This is a genomic window from Cupriavidus sp. Agwp_2, from assembly GCF_040784895.1.
Lineage (GTDB): Bacteria > Pseudomonadota > Gammaproteobacteria > Burkholderiales > Burkholderiaceae > Cupriavidus.
On sequence record NZ_CP088085.1, the window covers coordinates 697,678 to 714,430 of the forward strand.

General features: G+C 59.2%; 11 protein-coding genes. All 11 read right to left on the reverse strand.

Going from position 1 to position 16,753, the window contains the following annotated elements; genetic code table 11:
* Positions 1-577: 577 nt before the first annotated feature.
* The 11 genes from LPA45_RS33505 to czcI all read right to left on the reverse strand — a co-directional run bounded on the left by LPA45_RS33505 (position 578) and on the right by czcI (position 16,436).
* The gene (locus tag LPA45_RS33505) at positions 578-919 is read right to left on the reverse strand and encodes a P-II family nitrogen regulator (RefSeq protein ID WP_367395199.1); all 342 of its coding nucleotides are present in this window, start codon (positions 917-919) and stop codon (positions 578-580) included.
* A gap of 46 nt (positions 920-965) precedes the next feature.
* Complete coding sequence (locus LPA45_RS33510) at positions 966-4,058, reverse strand: efflux RND transporter permease subunit (protein ID WP_367395200.1); 3,093 nt, start codon at positions 4,056-4,058, stop codon at positions 966-968.
* A gap of 9 nt (positions 4,059-4,067) precedes the next feature.
* Entirely contained in the window at positions 4,068-5,291 is a 1,224-nt protein-coding gene (locus LPA45_RS33515) for an efflux RND transporter periplasmic adaptor subunit (protein WP_367395201.1), read from the reverse strand.
* A gap of 59 nt (positions 5,292-5,350) precedes the next feature.
* Positions 5,351-6,583: a TolC family protein gene (locus LPA45_RS33520; RefSeq protein WP_367395202.1), complete on the reverse strand. Its 1,233-nt coding sequence runs from the start codon at positions 6,581-6,583 to the stop codon at positions 5,351-5,353.
* Positions 6,584-6,901: 318 nt separating this feature from the next.
* Positions 6,902-8,263, reverse strand: coding sequence for a heavy metal sensor histidine kinase (locus tag LPA45_RS33525; RefSeq protein WP_367395203.1), 1,362 nt, complete (start codon positions 8,261-8,263; stop codon positions 6,902-6,904).
* Between the two features lie 2 nt (positions 8,264-8,265).
* On the reverse strand, positions 8,266-8,943 hold the full coding sequence (locus LPA45_RS33530; RefSeq protein ID WP_367395204.1) for a heavy metal response regulator transcription factor: 678 nt from the start codon (positions 8,941-8,943) through the stop codon (positions 8,266-8,268).
* A complete protein-coding gene (locus LPA45_RS33535) occupies positions 8,940-9,923 on the reverse strand; it encodes a cation diffusion facilitator family transporter (protein ID WP_367395205.1) in 984 nt (327 codons plus the stop codon). The genes LPA45_RS33530 and LPA45_RS33535 overlap by 4 nt, the downstream gene beginning before the upstream one ends.
* A gap of 57 nt (positions 9,924-9,980) precedes the next feature.
* Positions 9,981-13,151, reverse strand: a complete 3,171-nt coding sequence (locus tag LPA45_RS33540) for an efflux RND transporter permease subunit (protein ID WP_367395206.1) — start codon at positions 13,149-13,151, stop codon at positions 9,981-9,983.
* Between the two features lie 14 nt (positions 13,152-13,165).
* Positions 13,166-14,743, reverse strand: coding sequence for an efflux RND transporter periplasmic adaptor subunit (locus tag LPA45_RS33545; RefSeq protein ID WP_367395207.1), 1,578 nt, complete (start codon positions 14,741-14,743; stop codon positions 13,166-13,168).
* A 17-nt stretch (positions 14,744-14,760) separates the two neighbouring features.
* Positions 14,761-16,017: a TolC family protein gene (locus LPA45_RS33550; RefSeq protein ID WP_367395208.1), complete on the reverse strand. Its 1,257-nt coding sequence runs from the start codon at positions 16,015-16,017 to the stop codon at positions 14,761-14,763.
* A gap of 71 nt (positions 16,018-16,088) precedes the next feature.
* Positions 16,089-16,436 carry a cation efflux protein, CzcI family gene (gene czcI / locus LPA45_RS33555; RefSeq protein WP_367395209.1) on the reverse strand — a complete coding sequence of 116 codons (348 nt, stop codon included), beginning with the start codon at positions 16,434-16,436 and terminating at the stop codon, positions 16,089-16,091.
* Positions 16,437-16,753: the final 317 nt, after the last annotated feature.

The following is a 16,753-nucleotide window of genomic DNA, read 5'->3' on the forward strand; positions in this document are numbered from 1 at the left end:
TGAGCGGCGCCATCACGACGCATACGCTTACAGTCCGCGCGGTAACTGAGGACGGCGCCAACCGCTCCCCCCGGACCGGCGTGTCGAGCCAGTGGTCGGCGCGCGATGGTTCCCAATCAGGCACAGGGAGGCCTGCTTCCATCACGAGGACTGCGCCGTTGCTGGGAGGATGGCGGACATGGCAAGCATGACTGAATCCTGTCCGGACATGACACAAAAGGTGGAAGGCTTCGGCTACCCACGAGATTAGTGCCTTGAGCACTGCGAGCTTTGCTCCAAGTCGTCCGTTCCCATCCCAGTCTGCCTATCCCTGAGTTCCATTTGATAGCATCAGAACGCGACTCGAAACAATTGCGCAGTCAATGTGGCCGATCGCGAGAGGCAAAAGACTGCTGCATTGTGCGAGGCCTTACAAAACGGCCCACCAGACATGAGAAAGGCAAGCGCATATCCGTTGGCTCCCACGGTTGAATGTCACCGCTCGCGCCCGAAGACGCTGCTTGGGGGAATCTATGCGCAGAGCCAATCCGGCTCGGCTCGACACCCTCGATGCCCTGCCGCCCTTATCGTTAATGCATCACGCGATCCTCACTGCGCGCTGAACTTCGCTCATGAATATCCAGCCGGCTTCGGCTTGCCCTGTGGCTGCCGCCATGGCAATGGCGTCCGCAAGAACGTCGACCACGTCGTCGGCGCATACAAGTTCGAGCTTATATTCTGCGACGACGGCTTCAGCAAGCTCCATCGAATAGTGCTGCTGCGTGGGATCTCCACTCGCGAGCGGCCGTTGCACTTTAGATATCGTGATGTTGTGACAACCGTTACCGGAGTTACTCATGTCGCAATGCCCCGTGTCTCTCAGTGCCGCCAAGACGTTGGCGATGCGGTGTTGTCGAACGAATGCCTTGATCTCTTTCATTGGTGGTCTCCGGGCAGCGATGCGGGCGAGGCAGCGCAACTAATCGTCAGGTTGAACCACGCCTGCGTTCCGCGCGACTTGCCAGCCACTCATACATGAGCGGCAACAGCAAAAGCGTCAGCGCCGTTGATGTGACGAGTCCTCCGACAACGACGGTCGCCAATGGTCGCTGTACTTCCGCTCCCACCCCTTGCGATAGCAGCATTGGCAGTAGACCGAGAATTGCCACCGAGGCCGTCATCAACACCGGGCGCAGGCGCAGCGTGGCGCCCTGGCGCACCGCTTCGCGGATCGACAAGCCCTGGCGGCGCTGATCGTTGAGAAAAGATACCAACACAATGCCGTTCAGCATGGCAACGCCGAAAACTGCGATAAAGCCGATGGCGGATGGCACTGAGACATACTGCCCGGTCAGCGCCAACCCAAAGACGCCGCCGATCACAGCGAACGGCACGTTAGCAATAATGAGAGTCGCGTGGGTGAGCGAGTTGAATGCTGTGTACAGCAGCAGGAAGATGAGGCCAATGGTGAGCGGCACGATCAGGGTAAGCCGCGCCATTGCGCGCTGCTGATTCTCGAAAGCGCCGCCCCATTCGATCCAATAGCCTTCCGGCAGCTTGACCTGACGGCGGATTTTCGCGTCGGCCTCTTGCACGAAGCCGTCCACGTCGCGGCCTTTTACGTCCATCTGCAACACGGCATAGCGCTGAAGTTGCTCGCGGCGCACGAAGGTATAGCCCTCATCCATTGCCACCGTGGCTACACGTGACAGCGGCACCAGGGCCCCAGTCTGGGTGCGCAGAGGAATGTCGCTGATTGCTTGCCGGCTGTCCCGATAGGCACTGTCGAGCCGAACCTGAATGTCAAAGCGGCGAACACCGTCGATCAGGGTGCTGACGGCCTTCCCGCCTATCCCGGCCTGAACGACTTCAAGAATCTCATCCGCATTGATGCCAAAGCGCGCGGCCGCTTCGCGGTTGACCTTTATCACGAGTTGTGGTTTGCCCTTGTTAGCCTCTAAGGATAGATCGGCGACGCCGGACACTGAGCCCAGCACCGGCTTGAGCTGGCTGGCCAGCCGATCGAGCGTGGTGAGATCAGGACCGTAGAGTTTGAGAGCAAGCGTGGCGCGAACGCCGGAGATCAGTTCTTCGACCCGCATCTGGATCGGCTGGGTATTCGACAGTACGACCGTCGGCATCGCGTGTTCCAACGCTTCTTTCATTCGGTCGGAAAGCTCCGGCAGGGTGATCTGCTCGGGCCACTGTTCGCGTGGTTTTACATCTACCAGTACCTCCATGTAATTGGCGTCGTTGGTCTCCCCTTTTTCCGCCCGCCCGATGGTGGCAAGCACCGATTTGGTCTGAGGGAACCGCTGCTTGAGGACGGCGTCCATTGTGCGAGAGATCCGTATTGATTCCTCCAGCGACGTGGAGGGAATACCGGTTACGCGGAACATGATGGCGCCCTCCTGCAATGTGGGCATGAACTCCTTCCCGAGGAAGGGGAACACCGCCAAGGCCGCAGCCAGCAACGCCAGGGCCGAACCAAATACCAACTTCTTTTTCTCCAGCGCCCGGTCAAGAAGCGGTAGATAAGCGGCCTTGACCCATTGGACCAGGAAAGTGTCCTTCTCCACCTTGGGTTTCAGGATCAGGGCCGATAAAACAGGGATTAGGGTCAGCGTAAGCAGCAGCGATCCCGCCATGGCAAAGGTGATAGTAAGCGCCATCGGTTTGAAGAGCTTGCCTTCCAGCCCGGTGAGGGAAAACAGGGGCAGGAATACGACGATAATGATGAGGATGGCAAAGGCGATTGGATTGATCACTTCACGCGCCGCTTCCAGGATGACATGGGTGCGATTCACGGTAGGTCCCGTGTGGTGAGAAAGCAGCCGGAAACCGTTCTCCACCATCACCACGGCACCATCCACCATCATGCCGATGCCGATTGCCAGACCCGCCAGCGACATCAGGTTGGCAGAAAGGCCAAACTGCTGCATCAACAGAAACGCGATCAGCATGGCGAGTGGAAGCGCGAGAATCACCACCAATGCCGATCGCAATTCACCGAGAAACAAGACGAGCACGATGGCGACGAGAAGCGACCCCTCAATCAAAGCACGCTCAGCGGTCGTCATGGCCCTTTTTACAATGTCCGTACGATCGTAGACCGGGTTGAGCGTTACGCCGGCTGGCAGCGCCTGCTGTGCGAGTTTTAATTTCTGCTTGACGCCATCTACGACCTGCTTGGCATTTTCGTGAATGCGAGCCAGGGCAATTCCGAGCGTGACTTCACGACCGTCGCGAGTAACTGCACCAAAGCGGACGGCGGGACCTTCCTTCACCTCGGCCACTTCGTGTAAGTGAATTGGAATTCCTTCTCGCTCGGCGACAACAATATTGCCGATGTCCTCGGTATTCGAGACCAATCCCAATCCGCGCACTAAGTACTGTTCTCGTCCGAGATTCACATACTGACCACCGACTTGCCTGTTGTTCGCTGCCAGTGCCTCCATTACCGCCTTGTAACTCAGGCTGTACTTAATGAGCTTCAGTGGATTGATCAGGACCTGGAACTGCTTTTCCTGCCCGCCCCATGTGGTTATGTCATCCACGCCTGGGGCGGTTCGCAACATAAGGCGTACGCTCCAGTCATGCAACGTACGAAGATCCATGGCCGACAGCTTGTCGTCGGCCGACTCAACCGTATACCAGAACACCTGGCCAAGCCCCGAACTGTTCGGACCCAGGGTCGGTTCCCCGTAGCCTGCCGGGATGCGCTCTCGCGCCTCCTGCAGCTTTTCGCCAACGAGGCGGCGGGCAAAATAGATGTCCAGGTCATCCCTGAAATAGACGCCGACATAGGACAAGCCGAAGAGAGACACTGAGCGGATCTGCTCAACGCCTGGTAGGCCCGCCATGGTCGTCTCAATGGGCGCGGTGAGGAGCTTCTCCACATCCTCTGCGGCCAGTCCTGGCGACTCCGTATAAACGTTCACCTGGTTCGGCGTCACATCGGGAAAGGCATCCACAGGCACTGTAAGCCAGGCGCGTACCCCCAGGAAAACAACCACAGCGAATCCCACCATCACCAGCACCTTGTAGCGTAGCGACAGGTCAACGATGTAGTTCAACATGGCAGCATCCTAATGGCTCTCGCCCAGTTGTGCCTTCAGCAGGCGTGCCTTGAGCGCGTAGCTTCCCGCTGTCACCACCCTCTCGCCCACCGCAAGCCCTTTCGTGACTTCGACGCGGTCGCGCAGTCTTACGCCTAGCTCCACTGGGCGCGGCTCAAAGCCACCACCGGCCTCAACAAAGACCGTGGGTTGGCCCTGCATTAGGATCACGCCCTCTTCCGGTAGTAAGATCGCTTTGCGGTTGGAGCCGCTGCGTGTGTGTATGGCGGCTGTAGCGAACATCTCCGGCTTGAGACGTCCATCGAGGTTGCTCACTTCCACCCTAGCCTGCACGGTCCGTGTCTCCTTGTCGACGACCGCCGCGATGTAGGTAAGCTGGCCCTGAAAGGCTTCGTCCGGGTAGGCGGCAACAGTGATGACGGCCGGCGCCCCAACCTGGATCTTGCTGAGATCCTTTTCGAACAGGTTCGCCTCGATCCACAGGCGTGACAGATCGGCAACGACAAAAAGCTGCTTGTCCGGCTGCGCCAGCTCACCCAAGATGGCGTGCTTCTCAATAACCGTGCCGGTGAACGGGGATATCAGTGGAAATGTCGAAACCGCCTTTCCATTGATTGCAGGAACCTGGCTTACCCCGAGCATGCGCAGCCGGTCCGCTGCAGCGGCGAATGCCGCCTTCGATTTTTCGTACTCGGCATGCGCGCGAAGGTGATCCTTCTGGGCGATGATCTGCTCGCCGTGGAGCTTTTCCGCGCGCTCAAAGTCGGCTTTAGCCACCGCCTGGGCAGTCCTGGCCTGCAAATAGGCCGAGTGGGCTTCGCCGACTTCCAGGCTATCGAGTACCGCGAGCGTCTGGCCTGTCAGCACCGCATCGCCAAGATTTGCCTGGACCTTGACGATGCGCCCGGCCACCCGCGGCGCCACGTGGACGATTCGATCCTGATTTGGACGGATGGTGGCGGTCACGGTCAGTTGCTCGGCGACCTCCTCTTCGCGCAATCCTGCCACCTTGATACCGGCTGCACGAATTTCTTCAGCACTGAGCTTGAGCAGCGGCTCCACCGCCTTCTCGGTGGCTGGTGAGGGGCCAACTTTCTGCGTTTCCGTGGCACCTTGCTGGGTCGCAGATGCTTGCGGCGTCGGTGGTTCGCTGCGGCCGCATCCGGCCAGGACCAGTACCGACAACCCCGCCGCCAGAACGCGGCATCGCTGAAATAGGCAAACGTTTTTCATGCGTGAACCTTAGAGGTGCACTCCTCAATGGCGTCCAATCAACAGCCGAACGACGGATCTCATTTCATCCTCGCCCAACCTGCCGCTTGTTCTAGCTCGACGCGCGTCAGGGCCAGTTCGGTTAATGCATCCAGCACCTCTCGTCGAGTATCCAGGACTTGCCTCGTCGCAAGCAATAACTGTGTGAGACTGATCTCCCCAGTCCGGTAGGCGGTCGCAGAGAGGCGCTGGTTTTCCCGCAGGCGGCGCAGGACAAACTGCTCCAATTTGTTGACCCGCTGGCGCACGCTTTCCAGTTTTTGCCAGAGGACGATCACGCTCGCGCTGGTATCGCGGATGGCGGCCTGCCGCTCAAGCTGGACCTGGGTAAGCTCAGTGCCCGCTCTACCGATACCTGCTGCATTGCGGCGAAATAGCGGTAGCGGCAGCGAGACGCTGAGCCCCATGATTCGCTCCCGCCCCTGTACCGGCCCTTCCCGGCCAGCGAAGAGTCCCACGGTGACATCCGGATAGACGGCGGCGCGCTCCAGGCCAAGACGGCTGCGGGCAGCTTGCTCCCGATGGTCGAGGGCACGCAGCCGGGGCCGCGTGGAAGCCGTCGACAATAGCTGCTCGAGGCTATAGGGAAGATCTGGCGCCTCGGAAACGAGGTTTCCCTGGACTTCCGGCAGCGCCTTCGCTGGCAATTGGAGCGTCGCAGCGAGGTCAGCGCGGGCCCCGAGTAGTTGTTCACGCACCGCCTCGAGCTGGTTGTCCGCGCGCCCTAGTTCGACTTCAGCAAGGTTGTTGTCAAGCTTCGTATCCTCGCCCGCCTCGAAGCGCTTTCTCGCAACGCTGACATTGTCGCGAATCAAGGCGACGACCTCCGCCTCCATGGCGGCGCGGGCCTGGAGACTTAGCACCCGGACAAATCCTCGCTCGACGTCGGCCCGAACTTGCCGGCGGGTTTCTTCTAGGCTCTCCTGGAGCGCCGCCAGTTCCTGCTCCGCCGCTGTCCGGCGGTACCCTTGCTGGCCAGCGACCTCAAGTGTCTGACTGATCTGTGCCCGCCATTCGCGCTGCACACCATCGCTGGCGCCCGGCTGGGGCACCATGCGCCGCAACCCTTCGGCGTTCACGTGAGGGTTGTTCCACAGAAGGCTGCGGGTGTCGGTCAGTTGCCCCTCGGCCGCAGCAAGGTTTGCTTGCGCAGCGTTAAGCGCCGGATTGGCCTCTTCGGCGATCTGCCAGGCCTGGTCCAGGGTCAAAAGAGATTCGGCGGCATAGATGTCACCAACGAACGCCAATAGCATTAGCGCCCCAGCCAGGCGGCTCGGGCACGCGCGCAACCAACGAGGGTTCGATGCCATGTTCCGTCGAAGTCGCCTGTTAATCCGAAAAAACCGCAGGCACCGCCAGCTTGCGCCGCCTGAGAACCCCACGAGTGCCCGGCCGCTTTAGCTCCCTTGTCCTATACAGATCAACCGCGGATGCATCCGCCATCCTTACCGCATGCAGTGAACATTAGTCCGCAAAAGGAAGGGAGGCAACTTCCGATGGGAAGAAGAACACATTGTTGCGGCCAGCACAAAAGTTCCACCGATAATGCCCTCTGTGCTGTCGGGTCGTTATCACAGACCGGCGCCACGGAATCGCAGTTCGAAGCGAGTGACACGGCCCTCAATGTTCACAGCTTGTACCGCACCGCCGTGTAACTCCACAATGGAGCGCACAATAGCCAGCCCCAGCCCAGTCGATCGATAGCCATTCGAGCGCGCGCGGTCACCTCGATAGAATCGCTCAAAGATATGTTCGAGGTCCTCTTCCGGGATTGGCTCTCCGCGATTCGAGACCTGGACAATGACTTCTGCTCCAACCGTCGCACTTCGTATCGCAACCGTTGATCCGGCGTCGGCGTGTCGGATGGCGTTGTCCAGCACGTTATTGACGGCACGGCGAAACAGCATGGGATCGGCCAGCACATGCCCCTTCGCGGTCACGGAGATCGTGATGCCCCGCTCCTCGGCAAGGATAGAGAAATAGTCCGCGACCTTAGACAGCACCTCTTCCAGATCGATGACGGTCATTTCAAGTCGGACATTGGCCCCTTCAGCACGAGCCAGGAACAACATGGAATCGATCATGCGCGACAGTCGCTGGTACTCAAGCAAGCTCTCCTCTAGTACTGCAGCATACTCGGCGGCGTTACGCTCTTTCGACAGCACTACCTCCGCATGGCCGATCAGGTTATTCATCGGCGTGCGCATATCGTGGGCAAGATCGGCAGAGAACCGATAGAGCCGTTCGTAGCCGGACTCCAGACGCTGCAGCATCTCATTGAACGCGTTCGCAATTTGTCTGACCTCAGCCGGCCGCGTTGGCGCGTCAACTCGGTAGCTGAGCTGCTCCACGTTGATACGATGGACTTGCTGCACCAACTGCTGCGCCGGAAGCAGTTCCCTGCGGGTAATGATCGCGCCAAGCATTGCTGTCAGGATGACCGACACGGTCGTACCTATCAGGAGACGGTACTTGAAACTCCTGATGACTTGCGCCCGCTCGGTTCCACTTTGAGCTATCGTCACAATCGCACCGGTGCCATGGCTACCCAGCACCGTGGTCCGACGGCCTGTCAGAAGCGGTGTATCAATGCCTAACGCAACGCGGCTGGCGTCTAGGTCGAAGTTCTGCGGGAAGGCATCGCTGGTTCGGTACAACAGTTGCCCGGTCCCAGTTCGGATACGTATTGCCAGACCATCATATCCGCGGACCAGATCATCCAAGCGATGTGTCGAATCCGGGATGCCATTGGCCACGTCTACTTCGCGCATGAGGTGATCGACTTGTGCCAACTTGCCACGAATGATCTCCTCGTCGCGCGACTCAAGCTGGGCCTGGAGGGAGTAATAGGAATAGGCTCCCACGCTAGTCAACGCCACCGTTACCAAAATGGCAAAGAGCAGCGCCAGCCTGCCAGGGAGGGACCGTGGCATGGCTATTGCCCTCGCTGCGGGTCGAGCACATATCCCATGCCACGCACCGTGTAAATCAGCTTGGTTTCGAACGGATCATCGATCTTGGCTCGCAAGCGGCGAATCGCGACATCGACTACGTTGGTATCCGTATCAAAGTTCACATCCCATACATGAGAAGCGATCGACGGGCGCGACAATACTTCACCGCAACGTCTTGCAAGCAAATGGAGCAAGGCAAATTCCTGCGCGGTCAGTTCCACCCTCACACCGCCACGGAATACACGTCGGCCCAGCACATCAATATCCAGGTCGGCTATCGCCAGATGTTCAGCATCCCGCCCTATGCTTTGGCGCAGACAACGCCGGATCCTGGCCAGTAGTTCAGCGAATGCGAATGGCTTGACCAAATAATCATCGGCCCCCAGATCGAATCCCTTCACCCGGTCAGAGACTTCATCCCTGGCCGTCAAGAACAGCACCGGTGTATTGCCCCGCTTCCGAATGGATTTGAGTACGCTCCAGCCGTCAGTGCCGGGCAGCATCACATCCAACAGGATCACGTCGTATTGCATCTCTTCGGCAAAATGCAAGCCATCGGTGCCTGTCTTTGCCACGTCCACGACGAAGCCCGACTCAGTCAACCCCTTCTGCAGGTACTCGGCGGTTCGCGCCTCGTCCTCAATGACCAGAACCTTCACTGCTCACCTTCCTCATGGTCGTGCCTCGCCTGTTTTCGCTCTCCCGCAAGGCTAAACTGACTAGCGTATTGCTCGGCCGACGCAAAGTGCGCAGCCGGATCCGCCTGCCAACAAGGCGTCAGTTCTGCTTGTACGGTGATATGCGTAATACCAAACTGTTTCGCCAGCAGCTCGCGAATGCGAGGCAGTATCTCGCCCTCGGGGTCCACTCGCGCGTCGTTGACGATGTGTACCGTCAGACTGATCTTTCCACTGGTGAGCGCCCAAACATGCAGATCGTGAATGCTCGTTACGCCATCGACGGCGCGCAATGCAGCTTCCACGATGTCAATTTTTATGTCTTCAGGAACGCCTTCCAGCAGAATATTGAGGCTGGATTTCATCAAAACCCAGGTTCTGGGCAGGACCCATAGTCCAATCAGCACTGCCACCGCGGAGTCGACCCACGACCAGCCGGTCAGGCGGATAACAATGGCGCCGACAATGACTCCGAACGAGCCCAGAAGGTCGCTCCAAACCTCCAGATAGGCGCCCTTGACATTCAAGCTTTGGTCTTTCCCTCCAGAAAGAATTCGCATGCTAATGAGATTCACCACCAGGCCGACGGTGGCGATCACCAGCATCCCTGTAGACTCTATCTCGGGCGGTGACTTCAGTCGCAGGTACGCCTCGTACAGGATATATAGCGCCACCGCGAATAACAGTAACGCATTGAAGGCAGCCGCAAGAATCTCGAAGCGGTAGTAGCCAAACGTGCGAGCCTTATCTGCGGGGCGCTTCGCTATCTGGATGGCTGCAAGCGCGATTGCGAGCGCCGCCGTGTCGGTGAACATGTGCGCTGCGTCGGAAATGAGCGCCAGGCTCTTGGTCAGAATGCCACCGACCAACTCCACAAGAAGAAACGTCGAAGTCAACGCAAGCGCAAACTTCAATGCGCGCTCATTTCCGGTTGCATGGCTGTGATCGTGTCCTGTGCCCATTGCCGTCTCCTTGTGGGGGCGGATGCCAGCATCGGCTGGCATCCGCCTTGCCGCAGTTCAAGCGGGTTGAATCACCGGCACCTCAACCTCCTCCTCCTCTTCGTCCCGTCGATGTGCGAGCCTGTACAGCACCGGCAGGACCAGGAGAGTCAGAGCGGTCGAGGATAGAATGCCGCCGATGACCACCGTCGCGAGCGGTCTCTGCACCTCTGCGCCGGTGCCGGTGGCGATCGCCATCGGAACGAAGCCCAATGACGCGACGAGCGCTGTCATGAGGACCGGCCTGAGCCGCGTCAACGCGCCCAAGCGGATGGCGTCGTCTAGAGACCGGCCCTCCTCACGGAGCGTACGGATAAACGACAACATCACTAAACCGTTCAGGACAGCGACGCCAGACAACGCGATGAACCCCACGGCCGCCGAGATCGAGAGAGGAATGCCACGCAGCCAGAGCGCCAGAATCCCGCCGGTCAGGGCAAACGGGATGCCGGTGAAAACGATCAGCCCATCCTTTACGTTATTGAACATCGCAAATAGCAGTACAAACACCATCAGCAGCGCGACAGGCACCACAATCTGCAGACGTGCCGTAGCGGACTGCAACTGTTCGAATGTTCCTCCCCACGTAATCCAATACCCTGTCGGTATCTTCACCTGCCTTTGTATGGCGGCCTCCGCCTCGGGGACAAATGAACCGATATCCCGCCCGCGAACGTTGGCGCTTACCACGATCCGGCGCTTGCCATTTTCACGCGACACCTGGTTGGGCCCGGGCGCCAGCTCCAGCGTGGCCACTTCGCTCAGCGGGATATAGGTGGTTCGTGCGTCTCCGCCACCATTCTTTGCCAATGGAACCGGTAGCCGACGCATAGTCTCAAGATCCCCCCGAACCGCGTCTGGAAGCCGGACCAGAATGTCAAAGCGCCGGTCGCCTTGGAAAAAGGTGCCGGACGCCTTTCCCCCGATGGCAATGGCAACGGCATCCTGGACATCGCTCATATTGAGGCCATAGCGCGCCGCCTTTTGCCGATCAATGCTCACGGTCAGCATGGGTAGTCCGGTCGTTTGCTCCACCTTCACCTCGGTGGCACCTTGCAGACCCTGAAGAACAGCCGCAACCTTATTTGCCGTCTCATTCAATACCGTGTTGTCGTCACCGAAGATCTTGACAGCGACATCCGATCGAACCCCTGAAATCAACTCGTTAAAGCGAAGCTGGATCGGCTGCGAGAAGTCATAGTTACTACCCGGGACTTTGGCCGCCTCGGCCTGGATTGCCGCCCGCAGTTCGTCTCGCGACTTGGTCGGCTTAGGCCATTCTGCCTGTGGCTTCAGCATGATGTACCCATCTGAGATGTTCGGTGGCATCGGGTCGGAGGCGATCTCCGCCGTCCCGGTGCGCGCGAAGATGCGCTCGATCTCTGGAAACTTCGCCTTCAGCCGCGATTCGAGCTGTTGTTGCATCTCAACGGACTGCGAAAGGCTGGTCCCAGGAATCCGAAGGGCCTGGATAGCGAGATCGCCTTCATTGAGATTCGGAACAAACTCGCTGCCAAGCCGCGATGCCAGGGCAAGACAAACAACAATCGCAACGCAGGCAAAGGTCAGGACCACTGGTGTGTTAGCCAGCGATTTGTCCAGCAGAGGTTCATAGCGATGCCTGGCCCATTCCATCAAGCGATTCTCTTTCTCGGCAACCTTGTTACCGATAAAGAGCGCCACCGCCGCCGGGACGAACGTTACCGACAGCACCATGGCACCCAGCAAGGCAAGCACCACAGTGAAAGCCATCGGATGGAACATCTTCCCTTCCACGCCGGTCAGCGCAAAGATGGGTAGATAGACAATCATGATGATGAGCTGGCCAAACAGCAGTGGCCTGCGCGCCTCGCGGGCGGCGGCAAACACCTCATGAAACTTCTCGGTACGCGTGAGCGGGCGCCCGTGGTGTGCCTGCGCCTGAGCAAGCCGACGCACGCAGTTTTCAACGATCACGACGGCACCATCGATGATGATGCCGAAGTCAAGCGCGCCCAGGCTCATCAGGTTCGCGCTGATCTTGTAGTTCACCATTCCGGTGAAGGTGAATAACATGGACAGCGGAATCACCAGCGCGGTAATAATCGCCGCGCGGATATTGCCCAGGAACAGGAACAGGATCGCGATGACGAGAATGGCGCCTTCCAGGAGGTTCTTCTTTACCGTGGCAATAGCCTTGTCCACCAGCACGGTTCGGTCGTACACCGTCACGACCTTGACGCCTTCGGGCAACGTCCGGTTCACCTCCTCCATCTTCTTGTCGACGGCCTGCGAGACGGCGCGGCTGTTCTCTCCGATCAGCATAAAGACCGTGCCCAGCACGACCTCCTTGCCATTCTCCGTGGCTGCGCCGGTGCGAAGCTCCCGGCCAATCTCAACGTCGGCGATGTCGCGCACGCGAATCGGCTGGCCCTGTGCAGTGCCGACAATGACATCCCGGATATCGTCGACAGACTTGACTTGCCCGGGAGCCCGAACGAGGTATTGTTCGCCGCGTCGTTCGATGTAGCCTGCCCCCACGTTATCGTTGTTCTTGTCCAACGCGGAGACTACGTCGGTCAGGGTAAGGCCATATGACGCCAATCGCTCCAGGCTAGGAGCAACAAGGTATTCCTTGGCAAAACCACCAATCGAATTGATCTCGGTCACGCCGGGGACGGTCCGCAATTGCGGCTTGACTACCCAGTCCTGAATCTCGCGGAGGTCGGTCGGCGTATACAACGCACCATCGGGCTTCCTGGCGCCAGGCTCTGTTTCTACCGTCCAGAGATAGATTTCTCCCAGGCCCGTCGATATCGGCCCCATCGTCGGCGTAATGCCCTCTGGAAGCCTTTCTCTTGCCTCCTGGATGCGCTGGTTGACAAGCTGGCGGGCAAAGTAGATATCGGTGCCATCCTTGAAGATGACCGTCACCTGCGACAGGCCATACCTGGACAACGATCGTGTCTGTTCGAGGCCAGGCAGCCCCGCCATTACCGTCTCGATCGGATAGGTAATGCGCTGCTCTGTCTCAAGGGGTGAATAGCCAGGCGCCGTAGTATTGATCTGAACCTGGACGTTGGTGATGTCCGGCACAGCATCGATAGGCAGCCGCGTATAGTTGTAGGCGCCCAATGCCGCGATCCCGAGTACCGCGAGCAAGACCACCCAGCGCTGCTCGATGGCAAAGCGGATGATACGTTCGAACATGCTTGTCTCCCGTATCAGTGGGTATGCTGGGCGCTGGCCTTGCCGAGTTCCGCTTTCAGCACGAAACTGTTGGACGCAGCGTAGCGGGCACCTGCTTTCAGGCCTTCCCGTACTTCAACGACCTTGCCATTGGTTCGGCCCGTCTTCACAGGCTGGATAACGAAGCCGCCCGGTACGGCGAGGAAGACAACACTCTGGCCGTTGACTTCCTGCACAGCCTCGGACGCAACCGTGACCGGCACCTCGACCTCGGCACCAAGCACATTCACCGTCACAAAGAGACCCGGGCGCCAGGCCATATTCGGGTTCACCAGCGTCACCCGCGCCTTGGCCGTGCGCGTCTGCTCGCCCAACAGCGATCCGACATAGGACACCGTGCCTTCCGCCTTGCCCTCAAAGGAAGTCGAACTGATGGCAACCCTCTCCCCCACTCGCACGTTACCTAGGTCTTTAGCGGAAACCACAAACTCGGCCCACACGGAAGACAAGTCCGAGATGGTGAAAATGCTGGCGTCTTCCTTGACTGCCTCGCCCAATGTCAGGTGTTTCTCAACAATGATGCCGTCGAACGGGGCCCGAAGCTCGAACTGGTTCAATCCCTTCGCGGCGGCACTCGCTCCAATGGCTGTCAGCTTCTGCTGGGCGTTTTGCACGGCTATCTGCGCTTCCTGCAGAGCGGTGCGTGCCTGCAGATAGTCCTGTTCCGCGGAAATCTTCTCTTCCCAGAGCTTCTTCTCCCGCTCAAACGTGGTTCGCGCGAGATCCAGCCGCTTCTGTGCGGCGAGAAGCTCACTGCGCTGCTCGGACAAGCTGGTGCTCGCAATGATGGCAAGCAACTGGCCTCTTTTGACTTGCTGACCAATGTTCGCTTGGACGCTTTCGACGACCCCAGACAGACGTGGCACGACGTGCGCGGTGCGGTCTTCATTGAAGCGGATTTCGCCGGGAAACTGCAGCCCAGTCTGTACCTTGGCTGGGCCAGCGACCTGAATGCCAATCGAAGCCTGCTTGAGTTGCTCCGCGCTCAGCTCGAGCTTGCCTTCTTCCTTGGCGAGCGTAGCAATGATCGGCGTTTTTCCCGCGGGGACTGTGACTCGCACCGTGGCATCGAAAACATGTGGTTCAGCGATGCTGGCTTCGCTCTGCAGGTAATCGCCCACCTGTTTAAACTTCAACGGCTGAATTTCACCGGTTGCACGCTTAATCTCGCCGACAACTGATGCACCAGTGGCGACAGGCTTGCCGTCCGTCGTAATCCATAGCCTGAGGCGTGCTTCGCCGCCCTCTTCGGCCATTGCCAGTTCGACCGCATCCTTGTCGTGGACAAACAGGTTGCCCCCGTGCGGACCCTTCTTTGCCGCCTCGTGGTGCTCCTCATCGGCATGGCCCTTGTCGTCGGCATGTCCTTCCATCGCCGCGTGGCCATGGTGCTCCCCGTCGTCATGCCCCTTCGCCTCGGCGTGCTCGGCGTGGCCGTGTTCGCCTTCTTCGTTTCCCGATGTCCTGCCTGTGAGCAGCACCGTCCCGGTCCCCAGGATCCCTGCGATAACGATCGCCGCGATGGCGGCCCGCTGCTTCTTCGTGATAGCCATTGTTCAGTAATCCGTAGTTAGCGTCCAAGGATGCGGTCAATAGTGGTCGCCGACTGATAGGTTCTCGCCAGGACACCCAGATACCGGATGCGCGCCTGGAACAACGTACGCTGGGCGTCGAGCACATCCAGGAAATTGAACTTGCCAGCTTCAAAACCTTTCGTTGCGGCGTCGTATGCCTGCTCGGCCGCCGGCAAGACGGTGTTCTTCAGCGTCTGGGCTGATGCGCGGGAGACCGAGAGCTGGTTCGAAGCCAGTTGCACCTCGTTCGTGAGCCGAACCTGGGTTGCCAGGTATTCATCTTGCGCCTTGTCGGCGCGGCGAATGGCCTCATAAAGATTGCCCTGGTTCCGATCGAACAGCGGCAGCGGGATTGCAACGCCCAGCACCGCCATGTTGCGACCGGCTTCGTTGTCGCGCTTGGCCCCGACGCTGACTGTGATGTCCGGATACTGGCGGCTGCGCTCAACGCCAACTTGCGCATGGCGACGATCAAGCGCAAGGCGGCTCGCCAATATGAGGGGAGAGTTTTCAAGTTCCGCACGCAGCACATCTGGTGCCGGCCGGGCGGGCAATGTGTCGAAGTCCCCCTGCGCCTCCGAAAACTGCGGCGCGGCGTTGCCCCATAAGGCCGTAAGCGCCTGGCGTGCTGATTGCAACTCCGAAGTGGCCTCTGCAAGCTCCAGCTCGGCATTCGCTTGTTCGACCCGCGCCTTTGTTTCCTCTACTGGCGAAATCTTGCCAGCGGCAACACGCCGGGCTGCCGCTTGGGCTCCCTTAGCTGCGATATCCACGGAGCCGCTTGCCAGCTGGACCCTTTCTTGAGCCACCAAAACCCCAAAGAAGGATGCAATAACCGTAGCCCGAAGGTCCGCCCGAACGCTGCTCAACTCTGCCTGGGCGACATCCCTCCCACGCTCCGCCGCCGTGATCCGCGCGGACCGCTTGCCACCGAGCTCGACCGGAATATTGATCTGGCCGGTCGTATTGCGGGTGGCCTTCCGCGTGTCCTCGACAGTTGCAGCGATTTGTGGGTTGGGGATCGTTCGGGCCTGCATGATGGCCCCCTCATTCGCATCCACCTCCTTGGCCGCGGCGGACAGAGTGAAGTTGCTAGCGGCCGCGAGAGACAGTGCCGCGTCCAAGGTCAACGGACCAGCGGTTTCACGCGAAGCATAGGCCGACGTGAAAGCCGCTGGCTGGGATTGTGCGGCAACGGAAAATGGGCTGAGAAAAACGGCCGCCAGCCCGAGCGGCAGAAAAAGTCTTCGCATCGAATTGCACCAAGGGAGAACCAGGAGAATTCGGCGAGACGATTGCAGGTTGTTAAGCGTCGTCTCGCCGGCTATGCGAGACGGTGCCATTGAGGGCGATCAGGCGCCCTGGCGCAAAGGGAGTCGAAATCCGGTGCGGACGGGGCCGCTACCAGCTCGACTCGCTGGACGGTTTGCATGCGCGGTGCATCCGCCTTCGCTAACGGCGCAGATGCAAGAAGACAAATGCCGCAATCGGAATCGACAAGGCTCAGCTTTTCCTTGTCAGCCTTCGGCTCAGCCTTATGGTGATGCTCATGGTGACCAAAGTGCCAACTGGCCGGCGCCGGTTCTTCATGCTGGCAATATGTGGCCGCGCCTGCCCAGGCAAGCTGGAAAGGCAAGACAAGCGCAAGAAGAATGAGAAAAACCCGTCGCATCGGCGAAGTATAGCGTACCTGTCTCTAGCGGCCTCGAAGGATTAAAACCAGGTCATCCAGTTTGCTCAGCGTGACGCCACACGAAACGCGTGATCGACAGGCGCAAGTGTACCCGAGCGTCCAGACAGGAAAGTGTCGCTGCCATTACAATGCTGTCATCACAAGCCTACACATAGCGGATGAGGCACAAATGAGCTCAATTTCGCCGCTTCGGGCGCTGCATGCTCTTTGGTGACTTTTTCTTCGCTTTCGCCTTACCGTGCCGCCACCGGAGAAAGGCTGCAAATCCCCCATACAGCAAGATCAGGCCTATGGTC